This is a genomic window from Aeromicrobium sp. P5_D10 (assembly GCF_054049535.1).
Genome location: NZ_JBFUME010000010.1, coordinates 135,649 through 151,407, shown reverse-complemented (window position 1 = coordinate 151,407; position 15,759 = coordinate 135,649). Strand labels below are relative to the sequence as shown.

At 64.2% G+C, this 15,759-nt stretch carries 14 protein-coding genes; 10 read left to right on the top strand and 4 right to left on the bottom strand.

Annotated features, from left to right (window positions below; all coding sequences use genetic code 11):
• Positions 1-76 precede the first annotated feature (76 nt).
• Positions 77-1,261 (top strand): glycosyltransferase family 4 protein, encoded by a 1,185-nt coding sequence (locus ACXJKC_RS18325; protein ID WP_456698177.1) that lies wholly within the window; start codon positions 77-79, stop codon positions 1,259-1,261.
• Here ACXJKC_RS18325 and ACXJKC_RS18320 read toward each other — a convergent pair.
• On the bottom strand, positions 1,224-1,370 hold the full coding sequence (locus ACXJKC_RS18320) for a hypothetical protein (protein WP_456698176.1): 147 nt from the start codon (positions 1,368-1,370) through the stop codon (positions 1,224-1,226). The two genes, ACXJKC_RS18325 and ACXJKC_RS18320, sit on opposite strands and share 38 nt — an antisense overlap.
• Positions 1,371-1,492: 122 nt before the next feature.
• Between ACXJKC_RS18320 and ACXJKC_RS18315 the strand changes: the two genes are divergently transcribed.
• From ACXJKC_RS18315 to ACXJKC_RS18305, 3 genes are read left to right on the top strand one after another with little or no spacing between them, the layout of a single operon-like run.
• Positions 1,493-2,371: a decaprenyl-phosphate phosphoribosyltransferase gene (locus ACXJKC_RS18315; RefSeq protein WP_456698175.1), complete on the top strand. Its 879-nt coding sequence runs from the start codon at positions 1,493-1,495 to the stop codon at positions 2,369-2,371.
• Positions 2,368-3,717, top strand: a complete 1,350-nt coding sequence (locus tag ACXJKC_RS18310) for an FAD-binding protein (protein WP_456698174.1) — start codon at positions 2,368-2,370, stop codon at positions 3,715-3,717. Before ACXJKC_RS18315 ends, ACXJKC_RS18310 begins: the two co-directional genes overlap by 4 nt.
• A gap of 7 nt (positions 3,718-3,724) precedes the next feature.
• Positions 3,725-4,477, top strand: a complete 753-nt coding sequence (locus ACXJKC_RS18305; RefSeq protein WP_456698173.1) for a decaprenylphospho-beta-D-erythro-pentofuranosid-2-ulose 2-reductase — start codon at positions 3,725-3,727, stop codon at positions 4,475-4,477.
• Here ACXJKC_RS18305 and ACXJKC_RS18300 read toward each other — a convergent pair.
• A complete protein-coding gene (locus ACXJKC_RS18300; RefSeq protein ID WP_456698172.1) occupies positions 4,427-6,154 on the bottom strand; it encodes a hypothetical protein in 1,728 nt (575 codons plus the stop codon). The two genes, ACXJKC_RS18305 and ACXJKC_RS18300, sit on opposite strands and share 51 nt — an antisense overlap.
• 46 nt (positions 6,155-6,200) lie before the next feature.
• Between ACXJKC_RS18300 and ACXJKC_RS18295 the strand changes: the two genes are divergently transcribed.
• Positions 6,201-7,412 carry a lipopolysaccharide biosynthesis protein gene (locus ACXJKC_RS18295; protein ID WP_456698171.1) on the top strand — a complete coding sequence of 404 codons (1,212 nt, stop codon included), beginning with the start codon at positions 6,201-6,203 and terminating at the stop codon, positions 7,410-7,412.
• Here the strand turns inward: ACXJKC_RS18295 and polA are convergent.
• Together polA and ACXJKC_RS18285 are read right to left on the bottom strand one after the other, a co-directional pair.
• A complete protein-coding gene (gene polA / locus ACXJKC_RS18290; RefSeq protein WP_456698197.1) occupies positions 7,409-10,111 on the bottom strand; it encodes a DNA polymerase I in 2,703 nt (900 codons plus the stop codon). The two genes, ACXJKC_RS18295 and polA, sit on opposite strands and share 4 nt — an antisense overlap.
• A 10-nt stretch (positions 10,112-10,121) precedes the next feature.
• Complete coding sequence (locus tag ACXJKC_RS18285; RefSeq protein ID WP_456698170.1) at positions 10,122-10,724, bottom strand: GNAT family N-acetyltransferase; 603 nt, start codon at positions 10,722-10,724, stop codon at positions 10,122-10,124.
• A 121-nt stretch (positions 10,725-10,845) separates the two neighbouring features.
• Here ACXJKC_RS18285 and ACXJKC_RS18280 point away from each other — a divergent pair, with 121 nt between their 5' ends.
• From ACXJKC_RS18280 to ACXJKC_RS18260, 5 genes are all read left to right on the top strand, one after another.
• Positions 10,846-11,595 carry a DUF554 domain-containing protein gene (locus tag ACXJKC_RS18280; RefSeq protein WP_456698169.1) on the top strand — a complete coding sequence of 250 codons (750 nt, stop codon included), beginning with the start codon at positions 10,846-10,848 and terminating at the stop codon, positions 11,593-11,595.
• Positions 11,596-11,714: 119 nt separating this feature from the next.
• Entirely contained in the window at positions 11,715-13,061 is a 1,347-nt protein-coding gene (locus ACXJKC_RS18275; RefSeq protein ID WP_456698168.1) for an ABC transporter permease subunit, read from the top strand.
• A gap of 9 nt (positions 13,062-13,070) precedes the next feature.
• Positions 13,071-14,066: a branched-chain amino acid ABC transporter permease gene (locus ACXJKC_RS18270; protein WP_456698167.1), complete on the top strand. Its 996-nt coding sequence runs from the start codon at positions 13,071-13,073 to the stop codon at positions 14,064-14,066.
• Complete coding sequence (locus ACXJKC_RS18265; protein ID WP_456698166.1) at positions 14,056-14,973, top strand: ABC transporter ATP-binding protein; 918 nt, start codon at positions 14,056-14,058, stop codon at positions 14,971-14,973. Before ACXJKC_RS18270 ends, ACXJKC_RS18265 begins: the two co-directional genes overlap by 11 nt.
• Complete coding sequence (locus ACXJKC_RS18260) at positions 14,970-15,749, top strand: ABC transporter ATP-binding protein (RefSeq protein ID WP_456698165.1); 780 nt, start codon at positions 14,970-14,972, stop codon at positions 15,747-15,749. The genes ACXJKC_RS18265 and ACXJKC_RS18260 overlap by 4 nt, the downstream gene beginning before the upstream one ends.
• Positions 15,750-15,759 lie beyond the last annotated feature (10 nt).

Sequence of the window (15,759 nt, the reverse complement as noted above, 5' to 3'; positions counted from 1 at the left end):
GAGGGATGCGCCGGTGAGAGCGACCGGGGTGCGTGACCGGCGAATAAGGGGGCTCCGGCAATTGCCGGACATCACGATGAACATTCTTTTCTGCAACTGGCGAGACACCCGAAATCCAGAGGGCGGCGGGTCAGAACGCTACGTCGAGAACATGGCACGTGGACTGGTCGCCGATGGACATCGCGTGACGATCGCCTGTGCGATGTATCCCGGCGCCATCCGCGACGAAACTGTCGACGGTGTCCGGTTCACCCGCCGCGGCACCAAACTTGACGTGTACCTGCGTACATTCCTGGCGATCCTGTTCGGCCGTTTCGGTTCACTCGACGTCATCGTCGACGTTCAGAACGGCCTGCCGTTCTTCACCCGTCTCGCTACCCGAACACCCGTCGTCGTGCTGGTGCATCATGTACACCGCGAACAGTGGCCCGTCGTATACCCCGGACTGATCGGCCGCTTCGGATGGTGGATCGAGAGCGCCCTGGCCCCCCGTATCTACCGAAGCAGCCGATATGTGGCGGTTTCGAGTGCCACGAAGCTCGAACTGATCGAATTGGGTGTCGACGACGAGCGCATCACGATCGTGCACAACGGCAACGCGGCGGCGCCGGCAGTGGTGAGCGGACGCTCGACCACCCCACGCATCATCGTTCTCGGCCGACTCGTGCCTCACAAGCAGGTCGAGCATGCGATCGACGCCGTCGCCCAGTTACTGCCCGACCATCCCGACCTGGTGCTCGATGTCGTGGGCGAAGGCTGGTGGGAGGACGCGCTGCGCGCACACGCCGCACGGGTCGGCGTTGCCGATCGAGTTGTTTTTCACGGCTTCGTCGACGACACCGTCAAACATGAGTTGATCGCCCAGTCATGGGTCATGGCTCTACCTTCACTCAAGGAAGGGTGGGGGCTGGTGATCGGCGAGGCAGGCAGCCACTCCGTGCCGACCGTGGCCTACCGCTCCGCCGGCGGCACCACCGAATCGATCGATCACCAGGGTTCCGGGATACTGGCCGAAAACTTCGATGACTTCACCGCAGCGCTGCGCAATCTCATCGAGGACGAGGCATCGCGGACATCTCTCGGCCAGGGAGCGCTGGTCAAGTCGCGCACATTCTCGTGGCAGGCATCACAGCAGGCATTCGCGCGCATCCTGAAGGCCACCTACCTGGCCCTGCCCGAGGGAGGCCGCCCTGCTGTCGAAGCCGGCGCTGGAACGCCGAACGTCAGTTGTTCGAGCCGTAGCTCACATTGGCTGTCTTGATCGGCGACGTGCCAGCGTTCTGCTGAGACTGCACGACGCCGACGACGGTGGCACCGGCCAAGGCCAGACCAGCGATGAAAGCGACGATTCCGCCTGTGATTGTTCCCACGTTGAGTCCCTCCCTCAATCTGCTGGAATCGTAGCAGCGAAACTGTCTCGGTGCCCACATTCAACCGGGTTACGAGTTGGAATACCCCCTCGGCCCAGCGCACGGCTACCCTGATGAGCATCATGACCAGCCCTGCGCGAACGGCTCGCGCCGTCATCACGACGATGCGACCGAGGCAGTGGACCAAGAACTTTCTGGTCCTGGCCGCTCCCCTCGCAGCAGGTGTGACCTGGACCCGCGGCACGATCCTCGACGTGGCCGGCACCTTCATCGCGTTCACCCTCGCCGCATCGGCGATCTACCTGTTGAACGACGTGATCGATGTCGACGGCGACCGCAAGCATCCGCGCAAACGCACACGGCCCGTCGCCGCTGGCCTCCTCGCCGCACGAACGGCCTTGTTCTACTCAGGCCTGTGTGTCGGCCTCGCCGTCGGCATCGGTTGGGTCATCGCACCTCGTCTGGCAGCGACGCTCGGCGTCTACGTGATCCTGCAGATCTCCTACGCACTGTGGCTCAAGCGCCAGGCCGTCATCGATTTGGCGATCGTCGCCGCCGGCTTCCTCCTGCGGGCCATCGCCGGTGGCGTAGCGGTAGACGTGCCGCTGTCTCAGTGGTTCCTGCTGGTTGCCTCCTTCGGATCCTTGTTCATGGTCGCGGGCAAGCGCTATTCCGAGCTGCGGAGTATCGGAGCCGCAGCTGGTACTCGCAAATCCCTCGAGGTGTACTCCGAGTCCTATCTGCGATTCGTCTGGAGCCTGGCCGCAGCCATCACGATCACCGCCTACAGCCTGTGGGCCTTCGAGATCACCACCACTGGCGACATCAATTGGCAGGCCGTATCGATAGCCCCCTTCGTGATCGGACTTCTTCGCTACGCCGTCGACGTCGACCGCGGCCTCGCCGGAGAGCCCGAGGACGCCGTCCTGCGCGATCCCATCTTGCAAATCATCGGAGTCGTGTGGCTGGTCGTGTTCGCGATCGGGGTCTACTCCTCATGACGTATCAGCTCTTGTCGGGCTGGGGTGGGACGAGTCCGAGCGTCGCGACTGTCTCACGTCCTTACGACCTGTCAGCGCTTCGCGCCGAACTCGCCGCAGCGGGCGCGCGCGGCCTCATCGCTCGCGGGCTCGGGCGAAGCTACGGCGATCCCGCTCAGAACGGCGGCGGAGCAGCTGTCGACCTGACCGGCTGGGACGCGATACTCGACGTCGACCTGCAAGCTCCGTCCGTACGTGTCCAGGCCGGCATCAGTCTCGACCGGCTCCTGCGGGCGCTGCTCCCGTTCGGACTGTGGCTCCCGGTGGTGCCGGGTACACGCCAGGTGACTGTCGGGGGCGCGATCGCCGCCGACGTCCACGGCAAGAATCATCACGTCGACGGCAGCTTCGGCCAGCACATCGAGTCATTCGACCTCCTCCTTGCCAGCGGCGACCTCGTGACGCTGTCGCCTGACGGCGACGACTCCGAGCTGTTCTGGGCAACGATCGGCGGAATGGGACTGACCGGGATCGTCCTGGAAGCCACCATCGCACTCAAACGAGTCGAGACGTCGTACTTCGTCGTCGACACCGAACGGACCCCTGACCTGACCACTCTGCTCGATCGGCTGTCCAGCGGCGACGATGACTATGCCTACTCGGTCGCTTGGTTCGACACCGCGACGACCGGCACCTCGCTGGGACGATCAGTCATCACTCGTGGACGTTCGGCGATGCTCGACGACCTCGACCCGTCTCAATGCGCGCGTGCCCTCGACTTCGCCGCACCCCAACGGGGGCGCGTGCCTTTCAAACCCCCCATCAGCCTGGTCAACCGTTGGACAGCGCGGACGTTCAATGCGCTCTGGTACGCCAAAGCGCCCCAGCACCGGGTCGCGGAGGTGCAGGACATCACCCAGTTCTTCCATCCGCTCGACGTAGTCGGAGATTGGAACAGGCTCTACGGTCCGCTCGGATTCTGCCAGTACCAGTTCGTCGTTCCGGATGCCGAACGTGAGGCCTTCACGACCGCAGTCGAGAAGATCGCCGGTTCCGGTCACGTCTCGTCACTCAATGTGCTCAAACGCTTCGGCACGGCCAGCCCGGCCCCGCTGTCATTCCCTATTCCGGGTTGGACCCTCGCAGTCGATCTCCCCCTGCGGGCAGGGCTCAGCGCACTGTTGGCCCACCTGGACGCACTGGTCGCCGAGGCCGGCGGCCGGATCTATCTGGCCAAGGACTCGCGCGCTTCTGCCGCCACGATCCACCGGATGTATCCGCGTCTTGCCGAGTTCCAGGCCGTCCGCCAGCGGGTGGACCCAGGCGGCCTCTTCCAATCCGATCTGTCCCGACGACTCGACCTGTGAGGTCTGCATGATCAACGCCGTAGGAATCCCCCAGCATGTGCTTCTCCTGGGCGGCACGTCCGATATCGCACTGGCGATAGCCCGTTCGTACGCGGCACAGGCACCAGGCCTGCGCGTGACCCTCGCAGCACGATCGGGTCAACGACGAGATGCCGCGGTGACCGCTCTCACGTCTTCCGGCTGCCACGTCGACGCCGTCGAATTCGACGCGCTCGACACCGCATCCCATGGGCCGTTGATCGAGGGGGTCGACGGCGATATCGACATCGCGGTCGTGGCATTCGGGCTGCTGGGCGATGCCGAGCAGGCCTGGACCGACATCGACGCGGCACTGGAACTGGCCACGGTCAACTATGTGGGCGCCGTGACGGCCGGAGTCGCACTCGGTGCGCGGATCCGCGCGCAGGGCCATGGAGTCATCGTCGCATTGTCGAGTGTGGCCGGAGAACGTCCGCGCCGCTCGAACTTCGTCTACGGTTCGACCAAGGCCGGCATGGACGCGTTCTACACCGGGCTCGGCGAAGCGCTGCGCGAGTTCGGCGGTCGGGTGCTCGTCGTCAGGCCCGGATTCGTCCACTCCAAGATGACCGAAGGGCTCGATCCCGCTCCCCTGGCCACGACGCCCGACGCTGTGGCCGCGGCAGTCGTGGACGCGGTCCGAGACGGTAAGGAGCAGATCTGGGTGCCTGGAACCATGCGAGTCGTCATGTCAGGCCTGCGGCACGTTCCTCGGGTGCTGTTTCGCCGGCTTCCGGTGTAGGCGCGAACCCGCAGCCCTCGCAAGACCGATCAACGCCAACAAGATCGTCATCGTCGAGATCGACCAAGCCGCGATCATGAACTTGCGGTCTACGGGATCGATCGGAATCGGCCGCGCGTCCTCCAGCGTCATGACACGGAGCCCGGTGCCTTCCAGCTTGATGTCACGCTCGTCGGCGAACGGTGTCGCAGCCTGCTGTGCGCCAGGCGCCGTAGTGTCGATGACCACGATCCCGATCCCGGCGCGTGCGAGTCGACGTGGCACATTCTCACCGCGTTCGAGGATCCTGGCGATCCGCGCGGCCCGGGGGTCCTCGCCGGTGATCGTGGTTCCGGAGACCTCCAGAGCGTCATTGGTCACGGTGGTGCGGGTGAAGAAGCGACCGGCCGGATCCAGCACCGTCCGGTCGTGATTCCAGGTGGGGCGCCGGTACGCCGAGAACGGCAGCGAGAGCACATCGCCCGAGACAGATGTCTTGGCGATGGCCTGCCGGGCCTGTGACCAAGCGGCGGGATAGTTCGACGGCTCGAGCCGTCCCCCCACACCCCATGCCAGATCGGGCAGGGCCGCAATCGGCACCATGAGGGCGAAGATGAGGGTCGGGCGCTCCCACGAGGTGAACTCGGCGCGCTCGAACAGGGCTCCGACTCCTATTCCGAACGCCATTGCCTCCAGAGGCAACAACAACGCCAACCAGCGTGTGCCATCCCTGACGATTCCACCACCAGGCACGTCTCCGACGATGCGAGCCACAACATCCGGCGCCAGCCATCCAGCTAGGGCCACGGCCAGTCCAATGAGACCCGCGGCGGTCAGACCGGCCAACAGACCACGATCTTCTCGCCACATCACGATCAGACCGAAGACCATGACCAAAGTCATCACCAGACCGATCACGAGAGCCAACACGAGCGTTCGCGATGTCGGGACGACCTCGGTGTTCCAGACACCGCCCAATGTCAGGGCCGAGCCGAGTCGCCCGAAGGATCCTTCACCCTGCACCTCGAACAGGCGCACAGCTGTCGGGTCGGTGCGGGCGATCGCCGAGTGCAGGAGGCCCGAGACGATCCAGGGTGCATTGACAAGCCCGGCGAGCATCACGAGTCGAACCGCACCATTTCGCCAACCGGCTGCCAGCGCCAGCACGACTCCCATGACACCTGTGACCGGCGAAAGAGCCGTGGCAGCCAACGACAACGTCACAACGGCCCATCTGTGTGGTCGATCGGTTCGCAGCGCTCCGATCAGCCAAGGGAACGCCGCTATCGCTATCAGAACCGGCCACTGTCCGAGCACGAGACGCTCAGCGACGTAGGGATTCCAGACCGCGAACGTCGCCCCGGCCAACTGCGCTGCGACGAGTCGCTGGCGCAACAGACGCGCGACCCCGAGTGACAGCAGAAACAGCGCTGCGAGCAGGAACAGCCGTTGGACGACCGCACCGGGCACAACCGATCCCGCCAGCGCAGCGACGGCGTCTGACGGCACCGCCCGTGGAAGACCCGAACCGAGTCCCCAGATCTCTGGACGTTCGAGGTCAAGCACCGGAACCCAGACCATGTCGTACGACAGCAGATAGCCACGGCGAAACCACGGAATACCGACCGCCAGGGTCAGGACCGCCGCCCACCCCGGTACGACGGCCGAGTACAGGTCGAACTTTCGCCACCGCCACATGAATGCCCCTGATCCTGTCTGGTCCCGCCCCGGCTATTGTGCCGTGGTGAGGACCGCACGCACGACCATGACCGGCGGAACCCTCGTGGCGGCCGGGATGATGGGCACCAATATCGCCATCTACGGCTTCAATATCGTCGCAGCCCGGATGTTGGTCCCCAAGGAATTCGGTGCACTGACTGCACTGTTCGGCATCATTTTGGTCGGCACCGTAACGGCTTTGGGCCTTCAAGCGGTTACGGCCAGGCGCCTCGCGGTCGATCCCGACCGAGCTGACGAGATCATCAGTGCGACCGTGCGGGTCACCATGATGGTGGCGGGAGCAGTCGGGCTTGCCGTCGCGGCGTCGACAGTTGCGCTCACCCCGGCGCTCAAGCTCGGCTCCTACTGGCCGGTCGTGCTGTGTGGAGCAGCACTCGTACCGCTGACCATCATGGGAGCGCAGTGCGGGATCGCCCAGGGCCAGGAGCGCTGGGGCGCCCTCACCGCGATCTACCTGGGCAACGGATTCGGTCGTCTGATCGGAGGCACCGCTGCACTCGCAATCTCAGCGACCCCGACGTCGGCCATGATCGGCCTGGCCATCGGCTCGTGGCTTCCGGTTCTCGCCGGCGCCAAGCTGCTCGTGGGCCATTCACATGGTGAACACCCGATCAGCCGACGCCCGCTGTTGCGCGAGGCGGTGCTGTCGACCCACGCCCTCTTGGCCTACTTCGTGCTGAGCAACATGGACTCGCTGATCGCCCGCAACCGGTTCGACGAGCACGACAGCGGTCTGTACGCATCCGGGCTGATCCTGGCCAAGGCCGCACTGTTCTTTCCCCAGTTCGTCAGCGTTGTGCTGTTCCCCCACCTGGCCCGCGCCACGACGCATCATGCCCGATTGCGCGCGGTCTCACTCGTTGCTGCTTTCGGCGCATTGGCCGTCGCGGCGACCGCCATCTTGCCCAAGGTCGCGCTGATACTCGTGGGCGGCGACGAGTACGCCGAGATCTCCGACCAGCTCTGGCTGTTCGCGGTGGCCGGATCCTGCCTCGCGATCGTGCACCTTCTGGTATTCGACGCACTGGCCCGTCATGCACACGGGATCGTGGTGATGATCTGGTTCGCCGTCGTAGCCGTGGGCGCATCGGCATATGGACTGGGAGTCGGGATCACCGGGCTGGTCCTGACGGTCGCAATCGTTGCCGCTGTCTTGGCCGTTGTGGTCTATCTGGCTCCCCGACCCTCCACAACGCCCGCGGGGCCCTCGGCCTAGTGACCCGCCTCGTGCCAGGTACGACCGACGCCTACCGAGACATCCAAGGGGATGGACAACTTCGCGGCATTGGCCATCTCAGTCTTCAGCAGTTCGATGACGTGCGCCTTCTCACCGGCGGCCACCTCCAGCACCAGTTCGTCGTGCACCTGCAACAGCATGCGTGAGGCCAGACCTGCCTCGTCGATCGCCCGCTCGACGCCCAGCATGGCGACCTTGATGATGTCGGCCGCCGAACCTTGGATCGGCGCGTTGAGCGCCATCCGCTCGGCCATCTCCCGACGCTGACGGTTATCGCTCTGCAAATCGGGCAGATAACGACGACGTCCCAGGATCGTCTCGGTGAACCCGGTCTGCCGGGCCTCATCGACCAGACCGCGCAGATAGTCACGCACCCCGCCGAACCGCTGGAAGTAGTCGTCCATGAGGCTCTGTGCCTCTCCGGGCGTGATGTTCAGCTGCTGACTCAGTCCATACGACGACAATCCATACGCCAAGCCGTAGTTCATGGCCTTGATCTTGGCCCGAAGCTCACCGGTGATCTCGTCTGGCTGCTTGGCGAAGACCTTCGCCGCCATGACGGTGTGAAAATCCTCGCCGGAGTTGAACGCCGCAATCAGGTCGGCGTCCTCTGACAAGTGCGCCATGATCCGCATCTCGATCTGGCTGTAGTCGGCGGTGACGAGCGTTTCATACCCCTCGCCAACGCAGAACGCTTCGCGAATTCGCCGGCCCGATGCGGTCCGGATCGGGATGTTCTGCAGATTGGGGTCAGCCGAGCTCAGACGGCCGGTGGCGGCGATGGTCTGCGCATAGGTGGTGTGGATTCGTCCATCCGGCTGCACGGTCTTCTGCAGTCCTTCGACGGTCTGCCGGAGCCGGGTGACGTCACGGTGAGCCAACAGCGCCGCGAGAAATGGATGCTCGGTCTTGGCGAACAGCTGCTGAAGTGCCTCGGCGTCGGTCGTGTAGCCGGTTTTGGTCTTCTTGGTCTTGGGCATCTCCAGCTGGTCGAAAAGCACTTCCTGCAGCTGCTTGGGCGAACCGAGATTGACCTCACGGCCGATCGCGCCGTAGGCGTCCTGCGCTGCAGCCAGCATCCGCTCGGTGAACTCGGCGTGCAGGACATCGAGATGCTCACCGTCAACTGCGATCCCTCGGGACTCCATCCGGGCCAGAACATCGATGAGCGGCAGCTCAAGGTCACGCAGCAGATCGAGCGATCCCAACTGTTCGAGCTCGCCCTCCAACACTCCCCACAGGTCGAGTGTCGCGCGGGCCCGTTGAGCCGCGCCCTCGGCTCCTGCGGAGTCGTCGTCGAACGCCAACTGCCCCGAATCATCGGTGACCATGATCTCGCGTTTGAGATAGCGCATCGCCAGATCGCCCAGATCGTACGAACGTTGGTCGGGCTTGAGCAGATATGTCGCAAGCGCCGTGTCGGCCACGACTCCGGCGAGCGTCCAGCCCTGCGCGGCCAGGGCATGCGATTGCCCCTTGGAATCGTGCAGCACCTTGGGCCGGTCGACATCGGCGAGCCAGGCCGCCAGAGCCGCCTCGTCGGCCGCGCTCAGGCCTTCGACGGTGATCCAGGCCGCAGGCCCCGAAGCGGTCGCAATCGAAATCTCATCGGTCCTCGCGTTGACTGGCGACGCGATTCCCTTGACGTCGAGTCCGACCGGATCGGTGCCGGTGTTCTCGGCCAGCCAGGCGGCCAATGCGTCGTGTGCGACGAGCTCGATGTCGAGTGCGACCCCGGCACCGGCTTCGACGTGCTCGTCGCCTCCGCCCAGGTATTCGAACAGCCGCGTGCGCAGAGCCGCGAACTCCAATGCATCGAAGACCGTGTGAATCGCCTCGCGGTCCCACTCGGTGGAGAAGGCCAGATCGCTCGGACCGGCTGGCAGGTCGAGATCGCGGATCAACGCGTTGATACTGCGGTTGCGAATGACATCGTCGAGGTGGGCGCGCATCGATTCACCGGCCTTGCCGGGGATCTGGTCGACCTTCGCGATGATCTCCTCGAGGGAGCCGAACTGACCCAACCACTTGGCGGCCGTCTTGGGACCCACACCGGGAACACCCGGCAGGTTGTCGCTGGTCTCGCCCACCATCGCGGCGATATCGGGGTAGTTGACCGGCAACACGCTGTACTTCTCGAGGACCGCCGCAGGTGTCATGCGAGCAAGATCGGACACGCCCTTGCGCGGATACAACACCGTGACGTTGTCGGTCACGAGCTGCAGCGCATCGCGGTCGCCGGTGCAGATCAGCACTTCCATGCCGTCGGCCTCTGCCTGGGTCGCGAGGGTTCCGATGATGTCGTCGGCTTCGAAGCCGTCCTTCTCGAACGTCCTGATCTGCAGGGCTTCGAGGATCTGCTTGATCAACGGGATCTGGCCGGTGAACTCGACCGGCGATTTGGACCGGTTCCCCTTGTAATCGGGATACTGCTCGAGCCGGAATGTCTTGCGTGAGACGTCGAAGGCCACCGCGACATGTGTGGGCTTCTCATCTCGCAGGACGTTGATCAGCATCGACGTGAAGCCGAAGACGGCATTCGTGTGCTGGCCTGTCGTCGTCGCGAAGTTGTCGACGGGCAGGGCGAAAAAGGCACGGTAGGCGACGGAATGACCGTCGATCAGCAGTAGGCGGTCCACACCCACGACTCTAGTGGTCACCTCCGACCGATTGACCAGCGACGGGGAGCTATCCGCGAGGGATGCCCTGACGACGGCGCAGCGTGCGCCGAACGGCGATCAACTTGCCGGTATCGCGCGAATTCGTCGCCTTGGTCGTCAGGCGTGATCGCAACTTGCTGGACTGGATCGCACGCAATACGGCGATCTGGTTGAAACCGATCTTGGTGAGGTAACGATGCGGCTCCCGAGAATGCACCGGGATCGCGGCAACCACGATCTCGCAGTTCTTGTCTTCACCGTAAGTCGCCGCAGCGGACAGCAGCGTCGACGCGACTGATTTGCGGCGGAACCGGGGCGAGACCTGAATCTCGGTGACGAGCAGGATACGGGTCAGGTTGATCGGCGTGATGGTGCTGATGTCGCACACTGTCGCTCCGACGATCTCGTCGTCGACGACCGCGACGATGACCCGTCGGTCAGGCCGGTTCAACGTCATCTCCAGCGCCGACTCGGCTTCCGCGAGCCCCGGCTGACGCCACAGCGACTGCTGCGTGAACGCCTCGGACCCCTCATCCTTGCTGGCGACAGCGCACTCGGTCCACAGTGCAATGAGGGCGGCAGCGTCATCGCGGTCGGCGTCCCGGAGGATTACATGGGGTCGGGCTGACATTCCGGTCCTGCTCTCTCGTACGGGACACTCCTCTGTAGCGGAGAATCCAGGTGACACACTACGCGCTGGGCCACCACACCGGACCCCCGGTTGAACGGTCAACTGTCGAAGGAGACCTTACATGTTCGTCGGAATCGGCACTGTCACCAATGTCGTGACGGTGATCGTCGGTTCAGGCCTGGGCCTGCTCATCGGGCACCGCTTGGGGCTGCACATCCGCACGACCGTGACCTCTGCCCTCGGTCTCGTGACCTTACTGATAGCGGCGCAGAGTGCGATGGCCGTCTCCGACGGACAATTCACCGCCGCTGTCGGAGACAGCGCTCCGCTCCTCATCGTGCTGGGAGCGCTCGTGTTCGGCGGCATCATAGGCTCTGCCCTACGTCTGGAGGCCCGACTCGAATCATTCGGAGGTTGGCTCCAAGGACGACTCACCCGCGGCGACAGCAGCGGTCAGAACCGCGATCGGTTCGTCGAAGGCTTCGTGATCAGTTCGCTGGTGTTCTGCGTCGGGCCGCTGACGATCCTCGGATCGATCAACGAGGGGCTTGGCAACGGCGCCGACCAGCTCCTCCTCAAAGCCACACTCGACGGATTCGCCTCCCTCGCGTTCGCTGCTTCATTTGGCATCGGCGTCATGGCCTCGGCCGTCTCGGTCGGTGTGATCCAAGGATCGCTGACCCTTCTCGGCGCACTGCTGGGTTCATTCATGCCCGACGCGCACCTGGCCGCCCTGACTGCGACAGGCGGGCTCATCCTGATCGGAGTAGCGCTGCGATTGCTGGATCTCAAGATCTTCGCCGTGGCCGATCTGCTGCCCGCACTGATCCTGGCACCCCTGCTGTGCCAATTGGCCATCGCGATCCGGTGACTTGCCGAGCACATCGAAACCCAACTGTTACCTGAATCGGTAATTTGAACGCGCATGTGATGCCTGTCACTGGCTATAGTCCGAAGATCACTTAGCGGTCTGCCGACAGGAGTACATGCGTGCGATTGCGAATCGCGGCCCTCATTGCCGTGGTGCTGGGAATTTTGATCCTCAGCACCGCAGGCACAGCAACGGCCCAGACGACGCCCCCACCCGATTCCCCCGCTGGCACGATCCCTCAAGAGAATCCCGTCGTCGACGGACCCAACATCACTGTCACCCTCAACGACCTCAAGGGCGGCAAGGGCGAACCGGCTCCTGTGCCCGGGGTCAAGCTGACGGTCCGCCAAGACAGCAAGACCGGTCCGGAGCTCGGCACCCAGACGACGGACCAAAAGGGCCGCATCAGCATCGCGATCCCCGGAAACGGCACCTACGTCGTCGAACTCGATCCGGACTCGCTGCCCAAGGGCGTCAAGTTGAGCGGCGGGGCGGAGACGGCCAAGACCGTCGAGGTCAAGATCGCGGCAGCCACATTCGTCCAGTTCCAGATCGGCGCGGTCGTCGTCGAGGAAGCCTCACTGGCCAGCAAGGTCATCGACGGCACGCGTGACGGTCTCAAGTACGGGCTCATCATCGCGCTGGCGGCACTGGGCCTGTCGCTGATCTTCGGCACGACCGGACTCACGAACTTCGCCCACGGTGAGCTCATCACCTTCGGTGGCATTGCCACCTACGTCTTCAATCAGACGTTCGGCCTCCCGGTCATCGTCGCCGGCCTGCTGGCGGTCATCGCAGCAGCGATCTTCGGCTGGGTGCAGGACCGCGGACTATGGCGCCCGCTGCGCAACCGCGGCACGGGCCTGATCGCGATGATGATCGTGTCGATCGGATTCGCTCTGCTTCTGCGCAGTATCTTCCAGTACTTCTTCGGCGGCTCGACCAAGACGCTGTCGCAGTACGTAGCGCAACCGCGGTCGAGCTACGGCCCGTTCGACCTGTCCGACAAGGAGATCGCGATCTTCGCGATCTCGATCCTCACGATCGCGATCACCTGCATCGCCCTCATGCGCACCCGCCTCGGCAAGGCGATGCGGGCGGTGTCCGACAATCCGGCCCTCTCAGCGTCGTCGGGCATGCGGGTCGACGGCATCATCTCGTCGGTATGGATCCTCGGCACAGCGCTGACCGGCCTGGCCGGTGTCCTGCTCGCACTTCAAGACCAGGTCAACTTCCAGATGGGCTTCAAACTGCTGCTGCTGGTCTTCGCGGGTGTCACGCTCGGTGGACTCGGCACGATCTGGGGCGCACTGCTGGGGTCACTGGTCATCGGCTTGATGGTCGAACTCGGCCCCGTCTTCGGCGTACCTGCCTCGATCAAGGAGGTCGGCGCGCTCGTCGTGCTGATCTTGATCCTGCTCATCAGACCGCAAGGCCTGCTCGGCCGAGCACAACGGATCGGATAAGGGGGAATCATGGACTTCGGAACAGTCATCGACGCCGCACTGTCAGCGGCCCTCGGCCCCCAGGCCATCGTCTTCGCGCTCGCCGCCATCGGGCTCAACGTCCATTTCGGCTACACAGGGCTGCTGAACTTCGGCCAGGCCGGCTTCATGTCGATCGCCGCCTTCGGCCTCGCCGTCAGCGTCGTCACCTGGGACTTGCCGTTCTGGGCAGGCCTGATCATCTCGATGCTCGCGGCAGTGCTGCTGGCACTCGTACTCGGTGTGCCGACGCTTCGGCTTCGTGCCGACTATCTGGCCATCGCGACGATCGCGACCTCGGAGATCCTGCGCCTGGTGTTCGGCGCGGTCGAGTTCAAGGACACGTTCGGTGGTTCCAATGGTCTGACCGGGTTCGCCCGGCCGTATCAGGACCTCAACCCCTTCGATAAGGGCCTCGACCTGGGAGTCGTTTCGTTCAGCCGCAACGATCTGTGGTCCACCACGGTGGGGTGGGCGCTGGTAGCGCTCAGCTGCCTGCTCGTCTGGGCGCTGATGCGCAGCCCCTGGGGGCGTGTGCTGCGCTCGATCCGCGAGGACGAGGACGCCGTCCGCTCGCTGGGCAAGAATGTCTTCGCCTACAAGATGCAGGCCCTCGTACTCGGCGGCATCTTCGGCGGTATCGCGGGTGTCTTCCACATCCTGAAGCAGGCCTCGGCCGTGCCGTCCGACTTCAACACGACGTTCACGTTCTATGCCTACGCGGCCCTGCTGATCGGCGGCGCCGCCCGGGTCCTCGGGCCGGTCGTGGGTTCGATGATCTTCTGGTTCCTCATCGCCGGGATCGGCTCCTTCTTCAGTGAAGCGACCAAGGGCACCGACCCGATCATCCCCGACTGGATCATGACTCAAACCCAAGCCAGCCTGGTCCGCCTGATCCTCCTAGGACTCGGGCTCATGCTGCTGATGGTCTTCAGACCGCAAGGAATCTTCGGAGACCGAAGGGAGATCGCAATCGATGGCCGCTGAACTCAGTGACGCCCGCGCAGCACTCGCAGGAGTCTCAAACGAACCAGGTGCCGCCAAGCCTGATCCGATCGTCAAGGGCAGCAACATCACCCGCACGTTCGGCGGACTCAAGGCAGTCGATGTCGAACACATCGAGATCCAACGCGGTGTCATCACCGCGCTGATCGGTCCCAACGGCGCCGGCAAGACGACCCTGTTCAATCTGCTGACCGGCTTCGACGAGCCGGATGCAGGTGACTGGTCGTTCAATGGCAAGTCGCTGGCCAAGGTCCCGGCCTACAAGGTCGCACGACTGGGTATGGTCCGCACGTTCCAGCTCACCAAAGTGCTGTCCAAGCTCACGGTGATCGAGAACATGCGTCTCGGCGCGACGGGCCAGACGGGCGAGAAATTCTGGTCCGCGATCTTCAAATCCCTGTGGAAGTCACAGGAGAGCGCCAACACCGCACGCGCCGATCAGCTGCTCGAGAGGTTCAAACTCGACGCCAAACGCGAGGACTTCGCCGGCACGATGTCAGGCGGTCAGCGCAAACTGCTCGAGATGGCTCGTGCCCTGATGGTCGACCCCGAGCTGATCATGCTCGACGAGCCGATGGCCGGCGTCAACCCGGCCCTCAAGCAGTCGCTGCTTGGCCACGTCAAGTCACTGCGCGACGAAGGACGGACGGTCCTATTCGTCGAGCACGATATGGACATGGTGCGCGACATCTCCGACTGGGTCATCGTCATGGCCCAAGGACAGATCGTCGCGGAGGGCACTCCGCAATCGGTCATGGCCGATCAGCGGGTCATCGACGCGTACCTCGGCGCACATCACGGCGAGGACATTAGCGAGATCGATATCGAGCAGCTCGAACAAGCCGCCGAAGCCGAGCTCGACGCCGAGGCCGAGGAGACACAGTCATGACCGAGACACCGATCCAGACCGAGCGCGAGAAGCACCTGTCGAACGCCGACGGAGCGGTGCTGCGGGCCGACAACCTGATCGCAGGCTATCTGCCCGGCGTCAACATCCTCAACGGTGCCGATCTGTACTGCCAGCCCGGGGAACTCGTCGGGATCATCGGTCCCAATGGCGCCGGCAAGTCGACCCTGCTCAAGTCATTGTTCGGCCTGGTCAGGATCCACGAAGGAGGCGTGACCCTCAAGGGCGATGAAATCACGAACCAACGCGCCGACCAGCTCGTGTCGAAGGGGATCGGCTTCGTCCCGCAGACCGAGAATGTGTTCCCAAGCCTGACGATCGAGGAGAACCTCGAGATGGGCTGCTACCAGGACCCCAAGCGGTTCGCGGAGCGCTTCCAGTTCGTGACCGATCTGTTCCCACGCCTCGGGGAACGGCGCAAGCAGCGTGCAGGTCAGCTGTCCGGCGGCGAGCGTCAGATGGTCGCGATGGGTCGCGCCTTGATGATGGACCCGTCCGTCCTGCTGCTCGACGAGCCGTCCGCGGGCCTGTCCCCCGTGCTGCAGGACGAGGTGTTCGTGCAGACCCGCAATATCAACAAAGCCGGCGTCTCGGTCATCATGGTCGAGCAGAACGCCCGACGCTGTCTGCAGATCTGCGACCGCGGCTACGTCCTGGACCACGGCACCACGGCCTACTCAGGCACCGGGCGGTCGTTGTCGAACGACCCCAAGGTCATCGAACTCTACCTCGGCACGCTGGGGCAGAACACCGACTGACCGCTGCGGT

Bases quoted from the DNA above. Each gene is read 5' to 3' on its own strand.
- ACXJKC_RS18325 (WP_456698177.1), top strand. From the start codon at position 77: ATGAACATTCTTTTCTGCAACTGGCGAGACACCCGAAATCCAGAGGGC.
- ACXJKC_RS18315 (WP_456698175.1), top strand. From the start codon at position 1,493: ATGACCAGCCCTGCGCGAACGGCTCGCGCCGTCATCACGACGATGCGA.
- ACXJKC_RS18310 (WP_456698174.1), top strand. From the start codon at position 2,368: ATGACGTATCAGCTCTTGTCGGGCTGGGGTGGGACGAGTCCGAGCGTC.
- ACXJKC_RS18305 (WP_456698173.1), top strand. From the start codon at position 3,725: ATGATCAACGCCGTAGGAATCCCCCAGCATGTGCTTCTCCTGGGCGGC.
- ACXJKC_RS18300 (WP_456698172.1), bottom strand. From the start codon at position 6,154: ATGTGGCGGTGGCGAAAGTTCGACCTGTACTCGGCCGTCGTACCGGGG.
- ACXJKC_RS18285 (WP_456698170.1), bottom strand. From the start codon at position 10,724: ATGTCAGCCCGACCCCATGTAATCCTCCGGGACGCCGACCGCGATGAC.
- ACXJKC_RS18280 (WP_456698169.1), top strand. From the start codon at position 10,846: ATGTTCGTCGGAATCGGCACTGTCACCAATGTCGTGACGGTGATCGTC.
- ACXJKC_RS18270 (WP_456698167.1), top strand. From the start codon at position 13,071: ATGGACTTCGGAACAGTCATCGACGCCGCACTGTCAGCGGCCCTCGGC.
- ACXJKC_RS18265 (WP_456698166.1), top strand. From the start codon at position 14,056: ATGGCCGCTGAACTCAGTGACGCCCGCGCAGCACTCGCAGGAGTCTCA.
- ACXJKC_RS18260 (WP_456698165.1), top strand. From the start codon at position 14,970: ATGACCGAGACACCGATCCAGACCGAGCGCGAGAAGCACCTGTCGAAC.